Raw genomic sequence first — 16555 nt, forward strand, 5'->3', positions numbered from 1 at the left:
GGTTACGCGGCGGCGAACAGTTGCTGCAGTTCGCCCGACTGGTACATCTCCATCATGATGTCCGAGCCGCCGATGAATTCGCCCTTCACGTACAGCTGGGGAATGGTCGGCCAGTTCGAGAATTCCTTGATGCCCTGACGGATTTCGTCGTCTTCCAGCACGTTGACCGTCTTGAACTGGACGACGCCGCAGGCCTTCAGCACCTGCACGGCGCGGCCCGAGAAGCCGCACATCGGGAATTGCGCGTTGCCCTTCATGAAGAGCACGACCTGGTTTTCGTCGACGATTTGCTTGATACGTTGTTGGGTGTCCATGACTGACCTTGCGTTTGCGGGGCGTTAGAACGAAATGATAGCGGATTTCAACCGGGCGGGCCGACCATCAGCCTGGCAGGCGTCCGCCCGTCGTGCGTTCGATCGCGGCCAGATCGGCGAGCGATTCGACCGCGATGAAGCCGCGTGACAGGAGCAATGCGCGCACGGCTTCGGCCTGGTCGTAGCCGTGCTCGATCCATAGCGTGCCGCCGGGTTTCAGATAGGCGCCGGCGCCTGCGACGATCATGCGGATCGCGCTGAGACCGTCGGCATCGTCGGTGAGCGCGCCGCGCGGCTCGAACCGCAGGTCGCCCTGCGCGAGGTGCGGATCGTGCTGCGCGATGTACGGCGGGTTGCTGACGATCGTGTCGAACGCGAGCACCGGATCGAGTGCGGCGTACCAGTCGCTCTGCAGCCAGTGCAGCGGGCCGCCGGGGCGGCGCCGGTCGAGCAGCTTGTTTGCGTTGCGTTGTGCGACTTCGAGCGCGGCCGGCGAACGGTCGAGCGCCCACACGCGCGCATCGGGCCGCTCGGCGGCGATCGACACGGCGATCGCGCCGCTGCCGGTGCCCAGATCGAGCACCGCCGGATGGGGCCGTCCGTCGATCGCGTCGAGCGCGGCTTCGACGAGCAGTTCGGTTTCCGGGCGCGGGATCAGCACGTCGGGCGTCACGTCGAACGGGCGGCCGAAGAATTCGCGCATCCCGACGAGCTGCGCGACCGGCTCGCCGGCCGCACGGCGCGCTTCGAGCGCGCGGTAGCGCGCGATCGCGGCCGCCTCGAGCGGGGCATCGCCGCGCGTGATCAACTGCGTGCGGGTCCAGCCGAGCGCGTATGCGAGCAGCACGCGCGCATCGACCGGGTCGAGCGGCGACGCGCGCAGCAGTTCGTCGGCGGTGGTGTCGGGCATCGCGACCTCAGTCGGTGTCGCCGAGCGACGCGAGCAGTTCGGCCTGGTGTTCGGTGACGAGCGCGCCGATCAGTTCGTCGAGATCGCCGTCCATCAGCGCCTCGAGCCGGTACAGCGTCAGGTTGATCCGGTGGTCGGTCATCCGGCCCTGCGGGAAGTTGTACGTGCGGATCCGTTCCGAGCGGTCGCCGGAGCCGATCAGGCTCTTGCGCGTCGCCGCTTCCTTCGCGTGCTGCTCGTGATACTGCTTGTCCTTGATGCGCGCGGCGAGCACTTTCAGCGCACGATCCTTGTTCTTGTGCTGCGAACGGTCGTCTTGGCACTCGACGACGATCCCGGTCGGGATGTGCGTGACGCGCACGGCCGAATCGGTCTTGTTGATGTGCTGGCCGCCCGCGCCCGACGCGCGGAACGTGTCGATCCGCAGGTCGGCCGGATTGATCTCGACCTCGCCGATCTCGTCGGCTTCCGGCATCACCGCGACCGTGCAGGCGGACGTGTGGATGCGCCCCTGCGTCTCGGTGGCCGGCACGCGTTGCACACGATGGCCGCCCGATTCGAACTTCAGGCGCGAGTACGCGCCCTGGCCCGCGATTCGCACGATCACTTCCTTGTAGCCGCCGAGGTCCGACGGGCTCTCCGACATCATCTCGACCTGCCAGCGCTGGCGTTCCGCGAAGCGCAGGTACATGCGCAGCAGGTCGCCCGCGAACAGCGCCGATTCGTCGCCGCCGGTGCCGGCGCGGATTTCGAGGAAGATGTTGCGGTCGTCGTTCGGGTCCTTGGGCAGCAGCATCTTCTGCAATTCGCCTTCGAGGCGAACCATGCGTTCGCGCGCGCTGCGAATTTCCTCTTCGGCGAAATCGCGCATCGACGCATCGGCGAGCAGTTCCTGCGCGGCCGTCTCGTCGCTGCGCGACTGGCGCCAAAGCGCGTACTGCTCGACGACCGGGCCGAGTTCCGCGTGTTCACGCGTCAGCTTGCGGTACTGGTCGAGGTCGGCCGTGACGTTTTCGCGGCTCAGCAGGTCGTTCAGTTCGGCCAGCCGGATAGACAGCTGGTCGAGCTTGCGTTGCATGCTCGTCTTCATGGTGTGGAGCGGCGCTCCCGGGCAAGGGTATTCGGAAAGGATAGGCCGGCTCGCGGCCGGCGGCAGGGCAACCGGCCGGCGCTAGTGGCCGGACTGGTCGTTCGAGCGCGGCGCGTGCTGGTAAAAGCCGCGCATCAGGTCGATCAGCGAATCGCGGTCGGCGCCGTTCACGCGGTTGAGCGCGCTCGTCGGGCCGTGGATCAGCTTGTTGGTGAGCGCCTGCGACAGCGCTTCGAGGACTGCCGCCGGATCGTCGCCGCGCGCGAGCAGCTTTTGCGCCTTCTCGACTTCCGCGCGGCGCAGCGCGTCGGCCTGCGTATGCATGTGACGAATCACCGGCACGACGCTACGCGTGTCGAGCCACTGCATGAAATTCTGCACACGCGTCTCGATGATCGTCTCGGCTTGCGCAACCGCGGCCTGGCGCGATGCGTTGCCTTCGCGCACGATCGCGCCGAGATCGTCGACGGTGTAGAGGAACACGTCCTTCAGCTTGCCGACTTCCGGCTCGATGTCGCGCGGTACCGCGAGGTCGACCATGAAGATCGGCCGATGGCGGCGTGCCTTCACCGCGCGTTCGACCGCGCCGAGGCCGATGATCGGCAGCGTCGACGCGGTGCACGAGACGATGATGTCGAATTCGTGCATGCGGGCGGGCAGATCCGACAGCGGCATCGCGCGGCCGTTGAAGCGTTCGGCGAGCCGCTGGCCGCGTTCGGCCGTGCGGTTCGCGACGACGAGCTCGCGCGGGCTCTGCGCGGCGAAGTGCGTCGCGCACAGCTCGATCATCTCGCCGGCGCCGATGAACAGCACGCGCTGATCCGATACCTTTTCGAAGATGCGCTGCGCGAGGCGGACGGCTGCGGCGGCCATCGACACCGACTGCGCGCCGATCTCGGTCGTGCCGCGTACTTCCTTCGCGACGGCGAACGTGCGCTGGAACAGCTGGTTCAGGTAGGTGCCGAGCGCGCCGGCTTCGGTCGCGGTGCGCACCGCGTCCTTCATCTGGCCGAGAATCTGCGTTTCGCCGAGCACCATCGAATCGAGGCCCGACGCGACGCGGAATGCGTGCCGGACCGCTTCCGATTGCGGCAGCGCGTAGACGTGCGGCGCGAGCTCGTCGACCGGAATCCGGTGGTACTCCGACAGCCAGCGAATCGCCCCGTCGCGTGCGGCCCGATCATCGGTCGCGCAGTAGAGTTCGGTGCGGTTGCAGGTGGAGAGGATCGCCGCTTCAGGCGCATTGGGCGCCTGAGGCCCGAGGAACACGTTCTTGAACGTGACGAGAGCCGGCTTGATTTGCTCGAGCGGAAACGCCACGCGTTCGCGCAGGGCGACAGGCGCAGTGTGGTGATTGATTCCGATCGTGAGGAGTTGCATATCGAGGGCTATCGTTTAGCCTCATATTATAGCGTTTCGGTGATTTCCTCACTCGCGGCATACCGGGCATCAGCGTGGCGTGGCCTCGAATTTGGGGGCTCGATCGGCACGCGGTCGAGTTGATACCCGTAGCCGTAGAGCGGCAGAAGCCGGTAGCCATGCTCCGGAAGCAACTGCAGCTTGCTGCGCAGCCGCGACGCGTGCGTGTCGAGCGTGCGCGACTTCATGTCGCGGCGGCGGGCCCACACGGTTTCGAGGATATGGGCGCGCGACACGGGCCGGGACAGGTTCGCGAACAGCAGTTGCGCGAAGCGGAACTCCTTCGGCGTGAGCGCCACGACCACGTCGCCGAAGCGCACGATGCCGTGGGTCGCATCGAATGCGTATTCTCCATACATTTCGCGGGAGCGATTCGGCGGCCGCCGGACGCCGGCGCGCCGGCTCAGCGCGTTCACCCGGGCGAGCAGCTCGGGCCCGCTCACCGGGCGCACGAGGCAGTCGTCGGCGCCCGCGTGCAGGCACGACACGACTTCGCTTTCGCGCGGCAGTTGCATCACGGCGATGGCCGGCAGGCCGGGCAGGATCGCCTGCGCACGCGGAATGACTTCCTCGGCCGGCTGATCGCCGGCCCAGTTGCCGGTAATCAGCATGTCGCAGGTGTCAGTGGCGAGCCACTCGAAGAACGCGGCGCTGGACGGAAACGCGTGGCACACGTGACCGCCGGCGAAGAGCAGGCGGTTCAGGAGCGCAGCATGACGTGCCTCCGGATCGATCAGGGCGATTCGCATGAGGATTTCTTCAATACGGCTGCCGGTGCGCGCTTGCCATAACGTCGGGTCGGCCCCTACACTCGAATGTTCGCGGCGCCCGGCTGGTCTCGGGGTCGATGGATGAATCGATGCTAGTCGCTGGCAACGTTCACGCCTATGGGACGAATCTGAATTTGTAGAAGGCGTCGAATGAACTGGTTTGGAATCCTTGTCCTGGGAGCGGCCGTCGGGCTGTTCGGCCGGTGGCTGCATCCGATGCGGCGCACGAGCCGGCCGGCATGGTGGATCGCGGTGCTGGTCGGCATCGCAGGCGCCGCCGCCGCGCGCATGGCCGGCAATCTCTCCGGACTGTTTTACGATGGCGAAACGCTCGAATGGCCGGTCTGCACCGGTGTCGCGTTCCTCGCCGTAGCCGCGACGGTCGCGGTGTCTGCCCGTCGCTGAAAGCCCTCAGGTGAAATCATGAATGCCCGTCTCCCCGAAGTCTCGTCGGTGCCGGCCCGCCTCGCGCTGCTGCGCGGCGCGATGGTCCGCGAGGACCTGGCCGCCTATCTCGTGCCGTCCGCCGATCCTCACCTGTCCGAGTACCTGCCCGAACGCTGGCAGGCGCGCCGCTGGCTGTCCGGTTTCACCGGCTCCGTCGGCACGCTGGTCGTGACCGCGGATTTCGCGGGCTTGTGGGTCGACAGCCGTTACTGGGTGCAGGCCGAGGCGGAACTCGCCGGCACGGGCGTCCAGCTGATGAAGATGACGGGCGGGCAGCAAAGCGCGCCGCATGTCGACTGGCTCGCTCAGAACGTGCCGGCCGGTGCGACGGTCGGCGTCGACGGCGCCGTGCTCGGCGTCGCGGCGGCACGCGCGCTGACGGCCGCGCTGAACGCGCGCGGCATCGCGCTGCGCACCGATCTCGACCTGCTCGACGCGATCTGGCCGGAGCGCCCGGGGCTGCCGGGCGACGCGGTGTTCGAGCACGTGGCGCCGCAGGCCGACACGACGCGCGCAAGCAAGCTCGCCGAAGTGCGCCGCGCGATGCACGCGCAGGGCGCGCAATGGCATTTCGTGTCGACGCTCGACGATCTCGCGTGGCTGTTCAACCTGCGCGGCGCCGACGTCAACTTCAACCCCGTGTTCGTCGCGCACGCGATGATCGGCGCCGACCGCGCGACGCTGTTCGTCGCCGATGGCAAGGTGTCGCCGGCGCTTGCTGCGTCGCTCGCGCGGGATGGCGTCGAGGTCCGCGCGTATGACGCCGCGCGCGCGGCGCTCGCGGCGCTGCCCGACGGCGCGACGCTGCTGATCGACCCGCGCCGCGTGACGTTCGGCACGCTCGAGGCCGTGCCGGCCGGCGTGAAGCTGGTCGAGGCCGTGAACCCGTCGACGTTCGCGAAGTCGCGCAAGACGTCCGCCGAGATCGAGCACGTGCGCGTGACGATGGAGCACGACGGCGCCGCGCTCGCCGAATTCTTCGCGTGGTTCGAGCAGGCGGTGAACCGCGAGAAGATCACCGAGCTGACGATCGACGAGCAGCTCACGGCCGCGCGGGCACGGCGCCCCGGCTACGTGTCGCCGAGCTTCGCGACGATCGCCGGCTTCAACGCGAACGGCGCGATGCCGCACTATCGCGCGACGCCCGAGTCGCACGCGACGATCGCCGGCGACGGCCTGCTGCTCGTCGATTCGGGCGGCCAGTACACGACCGGCACGACCGACATCACGCGCGTCGTGCCGGTCGGCACGGTCAGCGACCTGCAGCGCCGCGATTTCACGATCGTGCTGAAGTCGATGATGGCGCTGTCGCGTGCACGTTTCCCGCGCGGCATCCGCTCGCCGATGCTCGACGCGATCGCGCGCGCGCCGATGTGGGCGGCCGGGCTCGACTACGGCCACGGCACCGGCCACGGCGTCGGCTACTTCCTGAACGTGCACGAGGGCCCGCAGGTCATCTCGCACTACGCGCCGGCCGAGCCGTACACCGCGATGGAAGAGGGGATGATCACGTCGATCGAGCCGGGCGTATACCGGCCCGGCAAATGGGGCATCCGGATCGAGAACCTGGTCGTGAACCGCGCGGGCGGGCAGACCGAGTTCGGCGACTTCCTCGCGTTCGAGACGCTGACGCTGTGTCCGATCGACACGCGCTGCGTGCTGGTCGAGATGCTGCATGAAGAAGAGCGCGCGTGGCTGAACACGTATCACGCGACCGTGCGCGAGCGCGTCGGCCGGCACGTGAGCGGCGACGCGAAGGCGTGGCTCGACGCGCGCACGCAGCCGATCTGACGCGACGCGCAACGAGCGACAACGGCCGCGCGACGGCCGGACCATGACCGAGAGGGCAACCGATGGCAGACACCGCAGTGATCGTGATCGACATGCAGCGCGGACTGGTGCAGCGGGCGCGGCCCGCGTACCGGCTCGACGACGTCGTGTCGGGCATTAACCGGCTGACGGCGGCGGCGCGCGCGGCGAACGCGCCCGTGTGCTTCGTGCAGCACGACGGCGACGCGGACGACGATATCGTGCCCGGCACGCCAGGCTGGGCGCTGCATGAGGAACTGATCGTCGGGCGTGCCGACTGGCACATCCGCAAGCAGATGAGCGATTCGTTCCACGACACGCCGCTCGCCGCGCAGCTCGACGGCCACGGCATCCGTTCGGTGCTGATCTGCGGTTATGCGACCGAGTTCTGCGTCGATTCGGCCGCGCGCCGCGCAGCACTGCTCGGCTACCGGACGACCGTCGTGTCCGACCTGCACACGACGAACGAGCGCACGCACCTGTCGGCCGCGCAGATCGTCGCGCATCACCACTTCGTGTGGGAAAACAATACGCTGTCGGGCAATTCGGTGACGCCGCGTCCGCTTGCCGACGTGCTCGCCACGGAGTTCGCATGACGATCAAGGCGGTGGTGTTCGATTTCGGCGGCGTGCTGATCGACTGGAGCCCCGAGTATCTGTACCGGCAACTGATTCCGGACGAAGCCGAGCGCCGCTGGTTCCTCACGCACGTGTGCGCGATGGACTGGGTGATCCGCCAGGACGGCGGGCAGACGATCGACGAAGGAACGAGCGAGCTCGTCGCGAAGTTTCCGGCGCACGAGGCGCTGATCCGCGCGTTCTACGCGCGCTGGCACGAGATGATCGGCGGTGTGCTCGACGAAGGCGCCGCGCTGGTCGACCGGCTCGATGCGCAGGGAATGCCGCTCTTCGGGCTGACCAACTGGTCCGCGCAGACGTTTCCGTATGCGTGGGACAACTTCCCGGTGCTGCGGCGCTTCAAGGACATCGTCGTGTCCGGCCGCGTGAAGCTCGTGAAACCCGATCCGGCGATCTACCGCGAAATGCATGCGCGGATCGATCCGTTCCTGCCGGGCATCGCGCCACACGAACTCGTGTTCATCGACGACAACGCGAAGAACGCGGCGGCCGCGACGGCGCTCGGCTGGCACGGCATTCATCACACGAGCGCGGCCGCGACCGAGGCGCGTTTGCGCGAGCTGGGCGCGCTCGCGTAGTCTCCCGGCAGCCTACGTCAGACGGATGCAAAAAAGCGGGCCATGTGAACTGAACCCCGGAAGTTGGACGGTTCAGTTCAATGAGCCCGCTTTCTTGCTTTGCCGAGCCGGCAGCGGCCGCTTTCTGCATCCGGCTCCGCGTTGCCGCGCTGCCGGGTGCAAGGGCCGCGCCGTTCAGCGGCTGATCGGCTTGTAGCGCAGACGCTTCGGCTTCGCGGCTTCCTCGCCGAGGCGCGCACGCTTGTCGGCTTCGTATTCCTGGTAGTTGCCGTCGAAGAACGTGACCTGCGAATCGCCTTCGAACGCGAGGATGTGCGTCGCGATCCGGTCGAGGAACCAGCGATCGTGCGAAATCACCATCACCGAGCCCGCGAATTCGAGCAGCGCGTCTTCCAGCGCGCGCAGCGTTTCGACGTCGAGGTCGTTCGACGGTTCGTCGAGCAGCAGCACGTTGCCGCCGGAGATCAGCGTCTTCGCGAGGTGCAGGCGGCCGCGTTCGCCGCCGGACAGGTTGCCGACGATCTTCTGCTGGTCGCCGCCCTTGAAGTTGAAGCGGCCGATGTATGCCCGCGACGGCGTTTCGTACTTGCCGACCGTCAGCACGTCGGCGCCGCCCGAGATTTCCTCGAACACCGTCTTCGAGCCGTCGAGCGCGTCGCGGCTCTGGTCGACGTACGCTAGCTTCACGGTCGGGCCCATCACGACTTCGCCCGAATCCGGTTGTTCCTTGCCGGTCAGCATCTTGAACAGCGTCGACTTGCCGGCGCCGTTCGGGCCGATGATGCCGACGATCGCGCCGGCCGGAATCTTGAAGTTCAGGTTGTCGATCAGCAGGCGGTCGCCGAACGACTTGCTGACGTTCTTGAACTCGATCACTTCATTGCCGAGGCGGTCGCCGACCGGAATGAAGATTTCCTGCGTTTCGTTGCGCTTCTGGTATTCCTGGCTGTTCAGCTCCTCGAAGCGCGCGATACGCGCCTTCGACTTCGCCTGGCGGCCCTTCGGGTTCTGGCGCACCCACTCCAGCTCCTTCTTGATCGCCTTCTGGCGCGCCGATTCGGACGCTTCTTCCTGCTTCAGGCGCTCTTCCTTCTGGTCGAGCCAGCTGCTGTAGTTGCCCTTCCACGGAATGCCGTGGCCGCGATCGAGTTCGAGAATCCACTCGGCCGCGTTGTCGAGGAAGTAGCGATCGTGGGTGACGGCGACGACCGTGCCCGGGAAACGCACCAGGAACTGCTCGAGCCAGTCGACCGATTCGGCGTCGAGGTGGTTGGTCGGTTCGTCGAGCAGCAACATGTCCGGCTTCTCGAGCAGCAGCTTGCACAGCGCGACGCGGCGCTTTTCGCCGCCCGACAGGTGCTCGATCTTCGCGTCCCACGCCGGCAGGCGCAGCGCGTCGGCGGCCACTTCGAGTTGCTGCTCGGGGCTGCCGCCGTCGCTCGACGCGAGGATCGCTTCGTACTTCGCCTGCTCGGCCGCGAGTGCGTCGAAGTCGGCGTCCGGTTCCGCATACGCGGCGTAGATTTCCTCGAGCTTCTTGTTCGCCTGGAACAGATCGCCGAGGCCTTCCTCGACGGCTTCGCGTACGGTTTTCGTCGGGTCGAGCTGCGGTTCCTGCGGCAGGTAGCCGATGTTCAGGTTCGGCATCGGCGTCGCTTCGCCTTCGATTTCATTGTCGACGCCCGCCATGATGCGGATCAGCGTCGACTTGCCCGAGCCGTTCAGGCCGAGCACGCCGATCTTCGCGCCGGGAAAGAACGACAGCGAGATGTCCTTCAGGATCTGGCGCTTGGGCGGCACGATCTTGCCGACCCGGTTCATCGTGAAAACGTATTGGGCCATTTGGGTGTGAAAGTCAGAAAAGGTTGAGACTGCCGCGCAGCGCGCGTGCGTGGCGTCGGGTGATTCGGTACGGAGCGTGCCGCGCGGGGCGAGGCGGTGTCGCCGCGGATTGGCGGCGCGAGCGCGTATTGTACTTCGCCGCCGGTTGCCGCTGGCACCGCGCAGGCCATCCGGCCGACGCGCGTTCACAGCCACGCGGCGACGCCGCCGTGCCCCGAGCAGGTGCCGCGCCGATGGCGGCTGAAACTGTACGTGCCGTCGCGACAGCGCGCGCTCGCGCCCTCGGGCACGCGGCCCGATTTCGAGTGGGCCGGCGAATGGACGGTGTCGCCGTCGCGATTGCGGTACGTGTCGTGCCGGTCGAGGTCGGCTTCGTTGGCGTAGCCGGGCGACGCGCGATACGCGTGCGCCGCGGGCGGCAGCGCGGCGCACGCGACGAACAGCGCGGCCGACAGGGTCGCGATGCGCGTCATGCGGCGGAGCAGGGCAGGTATGGTCGCTCTCCGGATATCGTTGTCGGTTGCGGGCCGCATGTTAGCCGATCGGCCGAAGATCGTCGTCGCCGCCCTGCGGGGCAGCGACGCTACGCCGCGCCGGTCATCGACGCCGCTCCATCGGCCTGTGCGGCCTCGAGAATCCATCGGCGGAACGCGGCGACTTTCGCGCGTTCCGCATGGTGCGGCGGATAGACGAGGTAGTACGCGAAATCGTCGAGCCACGCGACGTCGGCAAGCTGCACGAGCCGGCCGCTCGCGAGCTCGTTGCGCACCATCGCCGCCGGAAGCAGGCCTGCGCCCTGGCCGGCGAGGATCGCCTGCAGCAACAGGCCGGAATCGTCGAACGCGGGGCCGCGCGGCGGGCCGAAATCGGCGATTCGCTGCGCGTCGAACCAGATGTGCCAGCCCTTGCGCTCGGCGTCGTGCAGATGCGGCCATCCGGCCAGGTCGGCGGGTGTGGCCGGCACGCCCAGCCGCGCGACGAGTGCCGGCGCCGCGAGCGCGACGATCTCCACGGTCAGCAGCCGTTCGCTGCAGAGGCCGATGTAGCGGCCGAGACCGTGACGGATCGCGACGTCGACGCCGTCGCGCGAGAAATCGGCGAGCGCGTGGCTCGTGACGATCTGCAGGTCGACGTCCGGACACGCGTCGCGAAACTGCGCGAGGCGCGGCACGAGCCACGCGGACGCAAAAAAGGGTGTGACGCTCACCGTCAGCACGCCGCTGTCGGCGGCACCCGACACGCGCTGCGACGCGTCGGCGATCTGCCGGAACGCGTTGCGCACGGGCGGCAGGTAATCGCGGCCCGCGGCGGTCAGCAGGATGCCGCGATTCACGCGTTCGAACAGCTGTACGCCGAGGTGCGTCTCGAGCGTGCGGATCATCTGGCTCACCGCCCCCGGCGTGACCGACAACTCCTCGGCCGCCGATTTCACCGACAGGTGGCGGGCGGCCGCCTCGAACGCACGCAACGCGTTGAGCGGTGGCAGGCGGGAACGAATCATTGAGTTTTTCTAAATCGAAGGACCGACGAAATATCGTTTGAGGCGACGAGCATGCACGAGTACCGTTGTTGCATTTGATCGTATCGTCGTGGCCGGGTTTTGCGCTGTCGATGCGATCAACATAGTTCAACTATATCCATGAGGCAATCCGGGCGCCGTGCGGCGTCCGGCGGAACCCGAGAGGAGGATCGTCATGAGCGGCCTGCGCGCATCGCGCGTCTTCTACGGCTGGTATGTGGTGGCGGCGGCGTTCGCCGTCACGTTCGTCGGCTTCGGCAGTGCATACACGTTCAGCGCGTTCGTCGAATCGCTGCAGCGGGATTTCGCGGCATCGCGCGGTCAGATCTCGCTCGTGTTCTCGCTGGCCGGCTTCCTGTATTTCGGCTTCGGCATCGTCAGCGGCCCGCTTGCCGATCGCTTCGGCTCCCGGCGGCTCGCCGTCGCCGGCATGTTGCTGACGGCCGCCGGTCTCGCGGCGGCCGGTGCCGCGCATACGCTGCTGCAGGTCTATGTCGCGTACGGGCTCGGTGTCGGCCTCGGCGTCGGCTGCGCGTACGTGCCGGCCGTGGGCGCCGTGCAGCGCTGGTTCGTGCGGCGGCGCGGCTTCGCGTCGGGGCTCGCGGTCGCGGGGATCGGCGTCGGCACGCTCGTGATGCCGCCGCTCGCATCCGTGCTGATCGCGCACGTCGGCTGGCGCGGCGCGTATGTCGCCCTCGCGGCGATCGCGGTGGTGGTGGGTGCGGGCATGTCGCTGCTGATCGAGAACGATCCGCGCGGGCGCGGATTGCTGCCCGACGGCGATGCGGCGCGTGCGCAATCGGGCGACGGGCTGGCCGGTGCCGCTTCATCAGCACCCGCCGGCGCGACCGTGCGCGAAGCCGTCACGTCGCGGCCGTTCGCGAGCCTGTATGCGGCATGCCTCGTCTGCTCGTTCGGCGTGTTCGTGCCGTTCGTGCATCTCGTGCCATACGCGCTCGATCGGGGCGTCGCGCCGTCGACGGCCGTGCTGCTGCTCGGCGCGATCGGTGTCGGCAGCACGGCAGGGCGCTTCTTCCTCGGCGGCGTCGCCGACCGCTTCGGCCGCCGCGCGTCGCTGCTCGCGATGTTCGCAGGCATGGCGGCCGCGCTCGTCGCGTGGGCCGGCGCCGGGAGCGTCGCGACGTTGGCCGCGTTCGCACTCGTGTTCGGCGTGTTCTACGGCGGCTGGGTCGCCGTGCTGCCGGCCGTCGTGATGGACTACTTCGGCGGCCGCAACGTGAGCGCGATCATCGGCATGCTGTACACGAGCGTCGCGTTCGGTACGCTGATCGGGCCTGCCGCCGCCGGTTTCATCTACGACGCGGGCGGCGGCTATCTCGTGCCGATCCTCGCCAGCGCGGCCGCGAATGCGATCGCGTTCGCGATCGTTGCCGCCACCGGTCGCGCGCCGGTGGCGGCGCACGCGGCCGGCCGCTAGACGCTCGTCGCCGGGCGCGCGGCCGGACGCAGCTCGGCTAGGCGTCCGCCACAATTTCCGCTACGTTGTCCGGGACGTCGATCACCAACGGGCGGGGGCGCATCGTGACATTCGATGAAGTTCGGCGGATCGCGCTGGCATGGCGGGGTGTCGAGGAGGGCACGTCGTACGGCACGCCCGCACTCAGGGTGAGGGGCAAGATGCTCGCGCGCCTGCGCGAGGATTGCGACACGCTCGTCGTGAAGGGCGTCGGCCCCGACGAGCGCGCGTGGCTGATCGAATCGGAGCCCGACGTGTATTACGTGACCGACCACTATGCGGGTTGGCCGATCGTGCTGGTGCGCCTGTCGGCCGCGCATCCCGACGCCGTGAAAAACCTCCTTCTGCGAGAATGGCACGCCATCGTGCCGGCCAAATGGCGGGACGCAGGGCCGGACGGCGCCACCTGACCATTCGGCGCAGCGTCTGCTGCGCGGCACGCAAGCCTCGTCGATGGAATGCGTCCGTTGCGATGTCGCGCGGGCATGTCTCACCGCGCATTTCCCGATCCGGCGGCTCATAAGCAGGCGCCGAATCAGACCAAGCGTTGCATCGGTTTGCGTCGATGCAACAAGTGGTCCCATCGAAATTCTTCAATTGGTTCTTAGTCAAGAACCGTTTGATGCTTACACTCCTTCGCTTCGAAGGCGGCTGACCGACGGCCGACGGATAGGGCGCACGCGATGCGCCGGCGCCCCGTGTGCCGCATCGCACCCGCAGCTTCGCAGACTGCGTCGCGCACCGACCGGAACAGGCCCGATCCGGCTGCCCACCCGCGTGCCCCGCATGCGGGATGGGCTGCCGGATTCAACAACGACAAATCCCGCGCCGCCTTCACGCGACACCCGGTCATATCGGAACCGTTTTTTGGAGAGAGACACATGAGTGGAAGCAACACAGGCCTCGGCACGGGTCTGAAGCAGCGTCACGTGACGATGATGTCGATTGCCGGCGTCATCGGCGCCGGCTTGTTCGTCGGCTCCGGCCATGCGATCGCGGAAGCCGGCCCGGCTTCGATCCTCGCGTATGCGATCGCGGGCGTCCTGGTCGTGCTGGTGATGCGCATGCTCGGCGAGATGGCCGTCGCGCATCCGGACAGTGGTTCGTTCTCGACCTATGCCGATCGCGCGATCGGTCACTGGGCCGGCTTCACCATCGGCTGGCTGTACTGGTGGTTCTGGGTGCTCGTGATCCCGATCGAGGCGACGGCCGCCGCGACCATTCTCAATGCATGGTTCCCCGGCGTCGCGACCTGGATCTTCGCGCTCGGCATCACGTTGCTGTTGACGATCACCAACCTCTTCTCGGTCAAGAACTACGGCGAGTTCGAATTCTGGTTCGCCCTGATCAAGGTCGTCGCGATCGTCGTGTTCCTGTGCATCGGCGGTGCGGCGATCGTCGGTATCGTGCCCGCGCCGGCCGTATCGGGCGTGTCGAACCTCTTCGCGCACCAGGGCTTCATGCCGAACGGCGCCGGCGCGGTGCTCGCGGCGATGCTGACGACGATGTTCTCGTTCCTCGGCACCGAGATCGTGACGATTGCGGCTGCCGAGTCGGACAACCCGCAACGCCAGATCGTGCGTGCGACGAACTCCGTCATCTGGCGTATCACGCTGTTCTATCTCGGCTCGATCCTCGTCGTCGCGGCCATCGTGCCGTGGAACGATCCGCTGCTGCCGAAGCACGGCTCGTATCAGCGCGCGATGGAGTTGATCGGCGTTCCGAACGCGAAGGCGATCATCGACGTGATCGTGCTCGTGTCGGTCGCGAGCTGCCTGAATTCCGCGCTGTACACCGCGTCGCGAATGCTGTTCTCGCTGTCCAAGCGCAAGGACGCGCCCGCGTTCCTGCACAGCACCGATTCGACCGGCACGCCGCGCGCTGCCGTGCTCGCATCGACCGCATTCGGTTTTCTGACCGTGATCGCGAACTACCTGATGCCGGAGCAGGTATTCGGCTTCCTGCTGGCGACGTCGGGCGCGATCGCACTGCTCGTGTATCTCGTGATCGCGATCTCGCAACTGCGGATGCGCAAGACGCTCGAATCGGGCGGCGCCGACCTGACGCTGCGGATGTGGCTGTTCCCGTGGCTCACGTGGGCGGTGATCCTGTTCATCTGCGGCACGCTGACCGTGATGTTCGTCAGCGAGGAACACCGGATGGAAGTCGGTGCGACCGCCGTGCTCGCGCTGCTCGTGCTGTTTGCTTCGTGGTTGAACAAGCGCGGTCGTGATGCGCGAGCCGGTGCGGGGCCGCGGGTGTCGGCGACCTGATGACGTGACGATCCGAGGGCGGGCGAGTGCTCGTCTTTGGCCGACGGGCAGGTCCGTGGATGAAAAATGGGCCGATTGGCATTTGCCAATCGGCCCATTTGCTTTTCGTGCCGGATGCGCATCGTGCGATGCCGTGCGTATCGCACGGCATCAGCATTGCATGTATCAGACGTTGAACAGGAAGTTCATCACATCGCCGTCGTGCACGACGTATTCCTTCCCTTCCGCGCGCATCTTGCCGGCTTCCTTCGCACCCTGTTCACCCTTGTACGCGATGAAATCGTCGAATGCGATCGTCTGCGCGCGAATGAAGCCGCGCTCGAAGTCGGTGTGGATCACGCCGGCCGCTTGCGGAGCGGTATCGCCGATGTGGATCGTCCACGCGCGCACTTCCTTCACGCCCGCGGTGAAGTAAGTCTGCAGGCCGAGCAGCTTGAAGCCCGCGCGGATCACGCGGTCGAGGCCCGGCTCTTCCATGCCCATGTCGGCGAGGAACGCTTCCTTGTCCGCATCGTCGAGGTCGGCGATTTCCGCCTCGATCGCCGCGCACACCGCGACGACCGGCGAGTTCTCGCTTTCCGCGTACTTGCGCACCGCTTCGAGGTGCGGGTTGTTCTCGAAGCCGTCGTCCTTCACGTTCGCGACGTACATGGCCGGCTTCGCGGTGATCAGGCAGAACGGCTTGAGCAGCGCCTGCTCGTCGTCCGACAGATCGAGGCCGCGCACGGCCTTGCCCTGGTCGAGATGCGCGCGAACCTTTTCCAGCACCGCGGCGAGCTTCACAGCTTCCTTGTCGTTGCCCGACTTCGCGGCCTTCGAGTAGCGCGTGAGTGCCTTCTCGACAGTGCCGAGGTCGGCGAGCGCGAGTTCGGTATTGATCACTTCGATGTCGTCGATCGGGCTGACCTTGCCGGCGACGTGGATGACGTTGTCGTCCTCGAAGCAACGCACGACGTGCGTGATCGCATCGGTTTCGCGGATGTTTGCGAGGAACTGGTTGCCGAGACCTTCACCCTTGCTCGCGCCCGCGACGAGGCCCGCGATGTCGACGAATTCGACGACGGCCGGCACGATGCGCTCGGGGTTGATGATCTCGGCGAGCGCCTTCAGGCGGGCGTCCGGCACCTCGACGATGCCGACGTTCGGTTCGATCGTGCAGAACGGGTAGTTCTCGGCGGCGATGCCGGCCTTGGTCAGCGCATTGAACAGGGTGGACTTGCCGACGTTGGGCAAGCCGACGATGCCGCATTTGAGACTCATGGAATCCTTCGGACGGGTAAGGCGGCGCAGCCGGACAGGGCACGGCGGCGCGGGAAAATAGGGACGGCCGGCGCGTGGGGCACGGCGGGCCGACGTTCAAAGGCGCTATTGTACCGTGCCGACGCCCGGGTTTCCGGCCTTCCCCCGAATGGCCGATGCGACGGGCCGCCGCGCTGCCGGGCCGGCCCGCGATTATGCTGATTTCCCGC

The 16555-nt window shown here is 67.2% G+C and carries 16 protein-coding genes; 7 read left to right on the forward strand and 9 right to left on the reverse strand.

Features of this window, described 5'->3' with window-relative positions:
• Positions 1 to 2: 2 nt before the first annotated feature.
• The 5 genes from grxD to ACV22W_RS26705 form a co-directional block, all read right to left on the reverse strand.
• Positions 3 to 314 carry a Grx4 family monothiol glutaredoxin gene (gene grxD, locus ACV22W_RS26685; RefSeq protein ID WP_448022527.1) on the reverse strand — a complete coding sequence of 104 codons (312 nt, stop codon included), beginning with the start codon at positions 312 to 314 and terminating at the stop codon, positions 3 to 5.
• A gap of 67 nt (positions 315 to 381) precedes the next feature.
• Positions 382 to 1224 (reverse strand): peptide chain release factor N(5)-glutamine methyltransferase, encoded by an 843-nt coding sequence (gene prmC / locus ACV22W_RS26690; RefSeq protein WP_448022528.1) that lies wholly within the window; start codon positions 1222 to 1224, stop codon positions 382 to 384.
• A gap of 7 nt (positions 1225 to 1231) precedes the next feature.
• The gene (gene prfA / locus ACV22W_RS26695) at positions 1232 to 2314 is read right to left on the reverse strand and encodes a peptide chain release factor 1 (protein ID WP_059532743.1); all 1083 of its coding nucleotides are present in this window, start codon (positions 2312 to 2314) and stop codon (positions 1232 to 1234) included.
• 81 nt (positions 2315 to 2395) lie between these two features.
• A complete protein-coding gene (hemA, locus tag ACV22W_RS26700) occupies positions 2396 to 3694 on the reverse strand; it encodes a glutamyl-tRNA reductase (protein WP_448022529.1) in 1299 nt (432 codons plus the stop codon).
• Between the two features lie 26 nt (positions 3695 to 3720).
• A complete protein-coding gene (locus ACV22W_RS26705) occupies positions 3721 to 4482 on the reverse strand; it encodes a response regulator transcription factor (RefSeq protein WP_448022530.1) in 762 nt (253 codons plus the stop codon).
• A gap of 171 nt (positions 4483 to 4653) precedes the next feature.
• On the opposite strand from ACV22W_RS26705, the gene ACV22W_RS26710 reads away from it, so the two are divergent.
• The 4 genes from ACV22W_RS26710 (at position 4654) to ACV22W_RS26725 (ending at position 7975) form a co-directional block, all read left to right on the forward strand.
• The gene (locus ACV22W_RS26710; RefSeq protein WP_448022531.1) at positions 4654 to 4908 is read left to right on the forward strand and encodes a hypothetical protein; all 255 of its coding nucleotides are present in this window, start codon (positions 4654 to 4656) and stop codon (positions 4906 to 4908) included.
• 18 nt (positions 4909 to 4926) lie between these two features.
• Positions 4927 to 6741, forward strand: coding sequence for an aminopeptidase P family protein (locus ACV22W_RS26715; RefSeq protein ID WP_448022532.1), 1815 nt, complete (start codon positions 4927 to 4929; stop codon positions 6739 to 6741).
• Between the two features lie 62 nt (positions 6742 to 6803).
• The gene (locus ACV22W_RS26720; RefSeq protein ID WP_175916826.1) at positions 6804 to 7355 is read left to right on the forward strand and encodes a cysteine hydrolase family protein; all 552 of its coding nucleotides are present in this window, start codon (positions 6804 to 6806) and stop codon (positions 7353 to 7355) included.
• Positions 7352 to 7975 carry an HAD family hydrolase gene (locus ACV22W_RS26725; RefSeq protein WP_059532732.1) on the forward strand — a complete coding sequence of 208 codons (624 nt, stop codon included), beginning with the start codon at positions 7352 to 7354 and terminating at the stop codon, positions 7973 to 7975. Before ACV22W_RS26720 ends, ACV22W_RS26725 begins: the two co-directional genes overlap by 4 nt.
• 174 nt (positions 7976 to 8149) lie before the next feature.
• Here the strand turns inward: ACV22W_RS26725 and ettA are convergent, their stop codons facing one another.
• The 3 genes from ettA to gcvA form a co-directional block, all read right to left on the reverse strand.
• Entirely contained in the window at positions 8150 to 9817 is a 1668-nt protein-coding gene (gene ettA, locus ACV22W_RS26730; RefSeq protein WP_059532730.1) for an energy-dependent translational throttle protein EttA, read from the reverse strand.
• Positions 9818 to 10002: 185 nt separating this feature from the next.
• Positions 10003 to 10311 carry a DUF3761 domain-containing protein gene (locus ACV22W_RS26735; protein WP_448022552.1) on the reverse strand — a complete coding sequence of 103 codons (309 nt, stop codon included), beginning with the start codon at positions 10309 to 10311 and terminating at the stop codon, positions 10003 to 10005.
• 89 nt (positions 10312 to 10400) lie between these two features.
• Positions 10401 to 11318 (reverse strand): transcriptional regulator GcvA, encoded by a 918-nt coding sequence (gene gcvA, locus ACV22W_RS26740; RefSeq protein WP_448022533.1) that lies wholly within the window; start codon positions 11316 to 11318, stop codon positions 10401 to 10403.
• A 193-nt stretch (positions 11319 to 11511) separates the two neighbouring features.
• Between gcvA and ACV22W_RS26745 the strand changes: the two genes are divergently transcribed.
• The 3 genes from ACV22W_RS26745 (at position 11512) to gabP (ending at position 15086) form a co-directional block, all read left to right on the forward strand.
• Positions 11512 to 12774: an MFS transporter gene (locus ACV22W_RS26745; protein WP_448022534.1), complete on the forward strand. Its 1263-nt coding sequence runs from the start codon at positions 11512 to 11514 to the stop codon at positions 12772 to 12774.
• Positions 12775 to 12878: 104 nt separating this feature from the next.
• Complete coding sequence (locus tag ACV22W_RS26750) at positions 12879 to 13223, forward strand: MmcQ/YjbR family DNA-binding protein (protein WP_448022553.1); 345 nt, start codon at positions 12879 to 12881, stop codon at positions 13221 to 13223.
• 471 nt (positions 13224 to 13694) lie between these two features.
• On the forward strand, positions 13695 to 15086 hold the full coding sequence (gabP, locus tag ACV22W_RS26755) for a GABA permease (RefSeq protein ID WP_448022535.1): 1392 nt from the start codon (positions 13695 to 13697) through the stop codon (positions 15084 to 15086).
• A gap of 165 nt (positions 15087 to 15251) precedes the next feature.
• Here gabP and ychF read toward each other — a convergent pair whose 3' ends face one another.
• Positions 15252 to 16346: a redox-regulated ATPase YchF gene (gene ychF, locus ACV22W_RS26760; protein ID WP_448022536.1), complete on the reverse strand. Its 1095-nt coding sequence runs from the start codon at positions 16344 to 16346 to the stop codon at positions 15252 to 15254.
• Between the last annotated feature and the right edge of the window lie 209 nt (positions 16347 to 16555).

It is taken from the genome of Burkholderia sp. AW49-1 (genome assembly GCF_053427845.1).

Coding starts and splice junctions, on each gene's coding strand:
- grxD (WP_448022527.1), bottom strand. CDS start 314: ATGGACACCCAACAACGTATCAAGCAAATCGTCGACGAAAACCAGGTC.
- prmC (WP_448022528.1), bottom strand. CDS start 1,224: ATGCCCGACACCACCGCCGACGAACTGCTGCGCGCGTCGCCGCTCGAC.
- prfA (WP_059532743.1), bottom strand. CDS start 2,314: ATGAAGACGAGCATGCAACGCAAGCTCGACCAGCTGTCTATCCGGCTG.
- hemA (WP_448022529.1), bottom strand. CDS start 3,694: ATGCAACTCCTCACGATCGGAATCAATCACCACACTGCGCCTGTCGCC.
- ACV22W_RS26705 (WP_448022530.1), bottom strand. CDS start 4,482: ATGCGAATCGCCCTGATCGATCCGGAGGCACGTCATGCTGCGCTCCTG.
- ACV22W_RS26710 (WP_448022531.1), top strand. CDS start 4,654: ATGAACTGGTTTGGAATCCTTGTCCTGGGAGCGGCCGTCGGGCTGTTC.
- ACV22W_RS26715 (WP_448022532.1), top strand. CDS start 4,927: ATGAATGCCCGTCTCCCCGAAGTCTCGTCGGTGCCGGCCCGCCTCGCG.
- ACV22W_RS26720 (WP_175916826.1), top strand. CDS start 6,804: ATGGCAGACACCGCAGTGATCGTGATCGACATGCAGCGCGGACTGGTG.
- ACV22W_RS26725 (WP_059532732.1), top strand. CDS start 7,352: ATGACGATCAAGGCGGTGGTGTTCGATTTCGGCGGCGTGCTGATCGAC.
- ettA (WP_059532730.1), bottom strand. CDS start 9,817: ATGGCCCAATACGTTTTCACGATGAACCGGGTCGGCAAGATCGTGCCG.
- gcvA (WP_448022533.1), bottom strand. CDS start 11,318: ATGATTCGTTCCCGCCTGCCACCGCTCAACGCGTTGCGTGCGTTCGAG.
- ACV22W_RS26745 (WP_448022534.1), top strand. CDS start 11,512: ATGAGCGGCCTGCGCGCATCGCGCGTCTTCTACGGCTGGTATGTGGTG.
- gabP (WP_448022535.1), top strand. CDS start 13,695: ATGAGTGGAAGCAACACAGGCCTCGGCACGGGTCTGAAGCAGCGTCAC.
- ychF (WP_448022536.1), bottom strand. CDS start 16,346: ATGAGTCTCAAATGCGGCATCGTCGGCTTGCCCAACGTCGGCAAGTCC.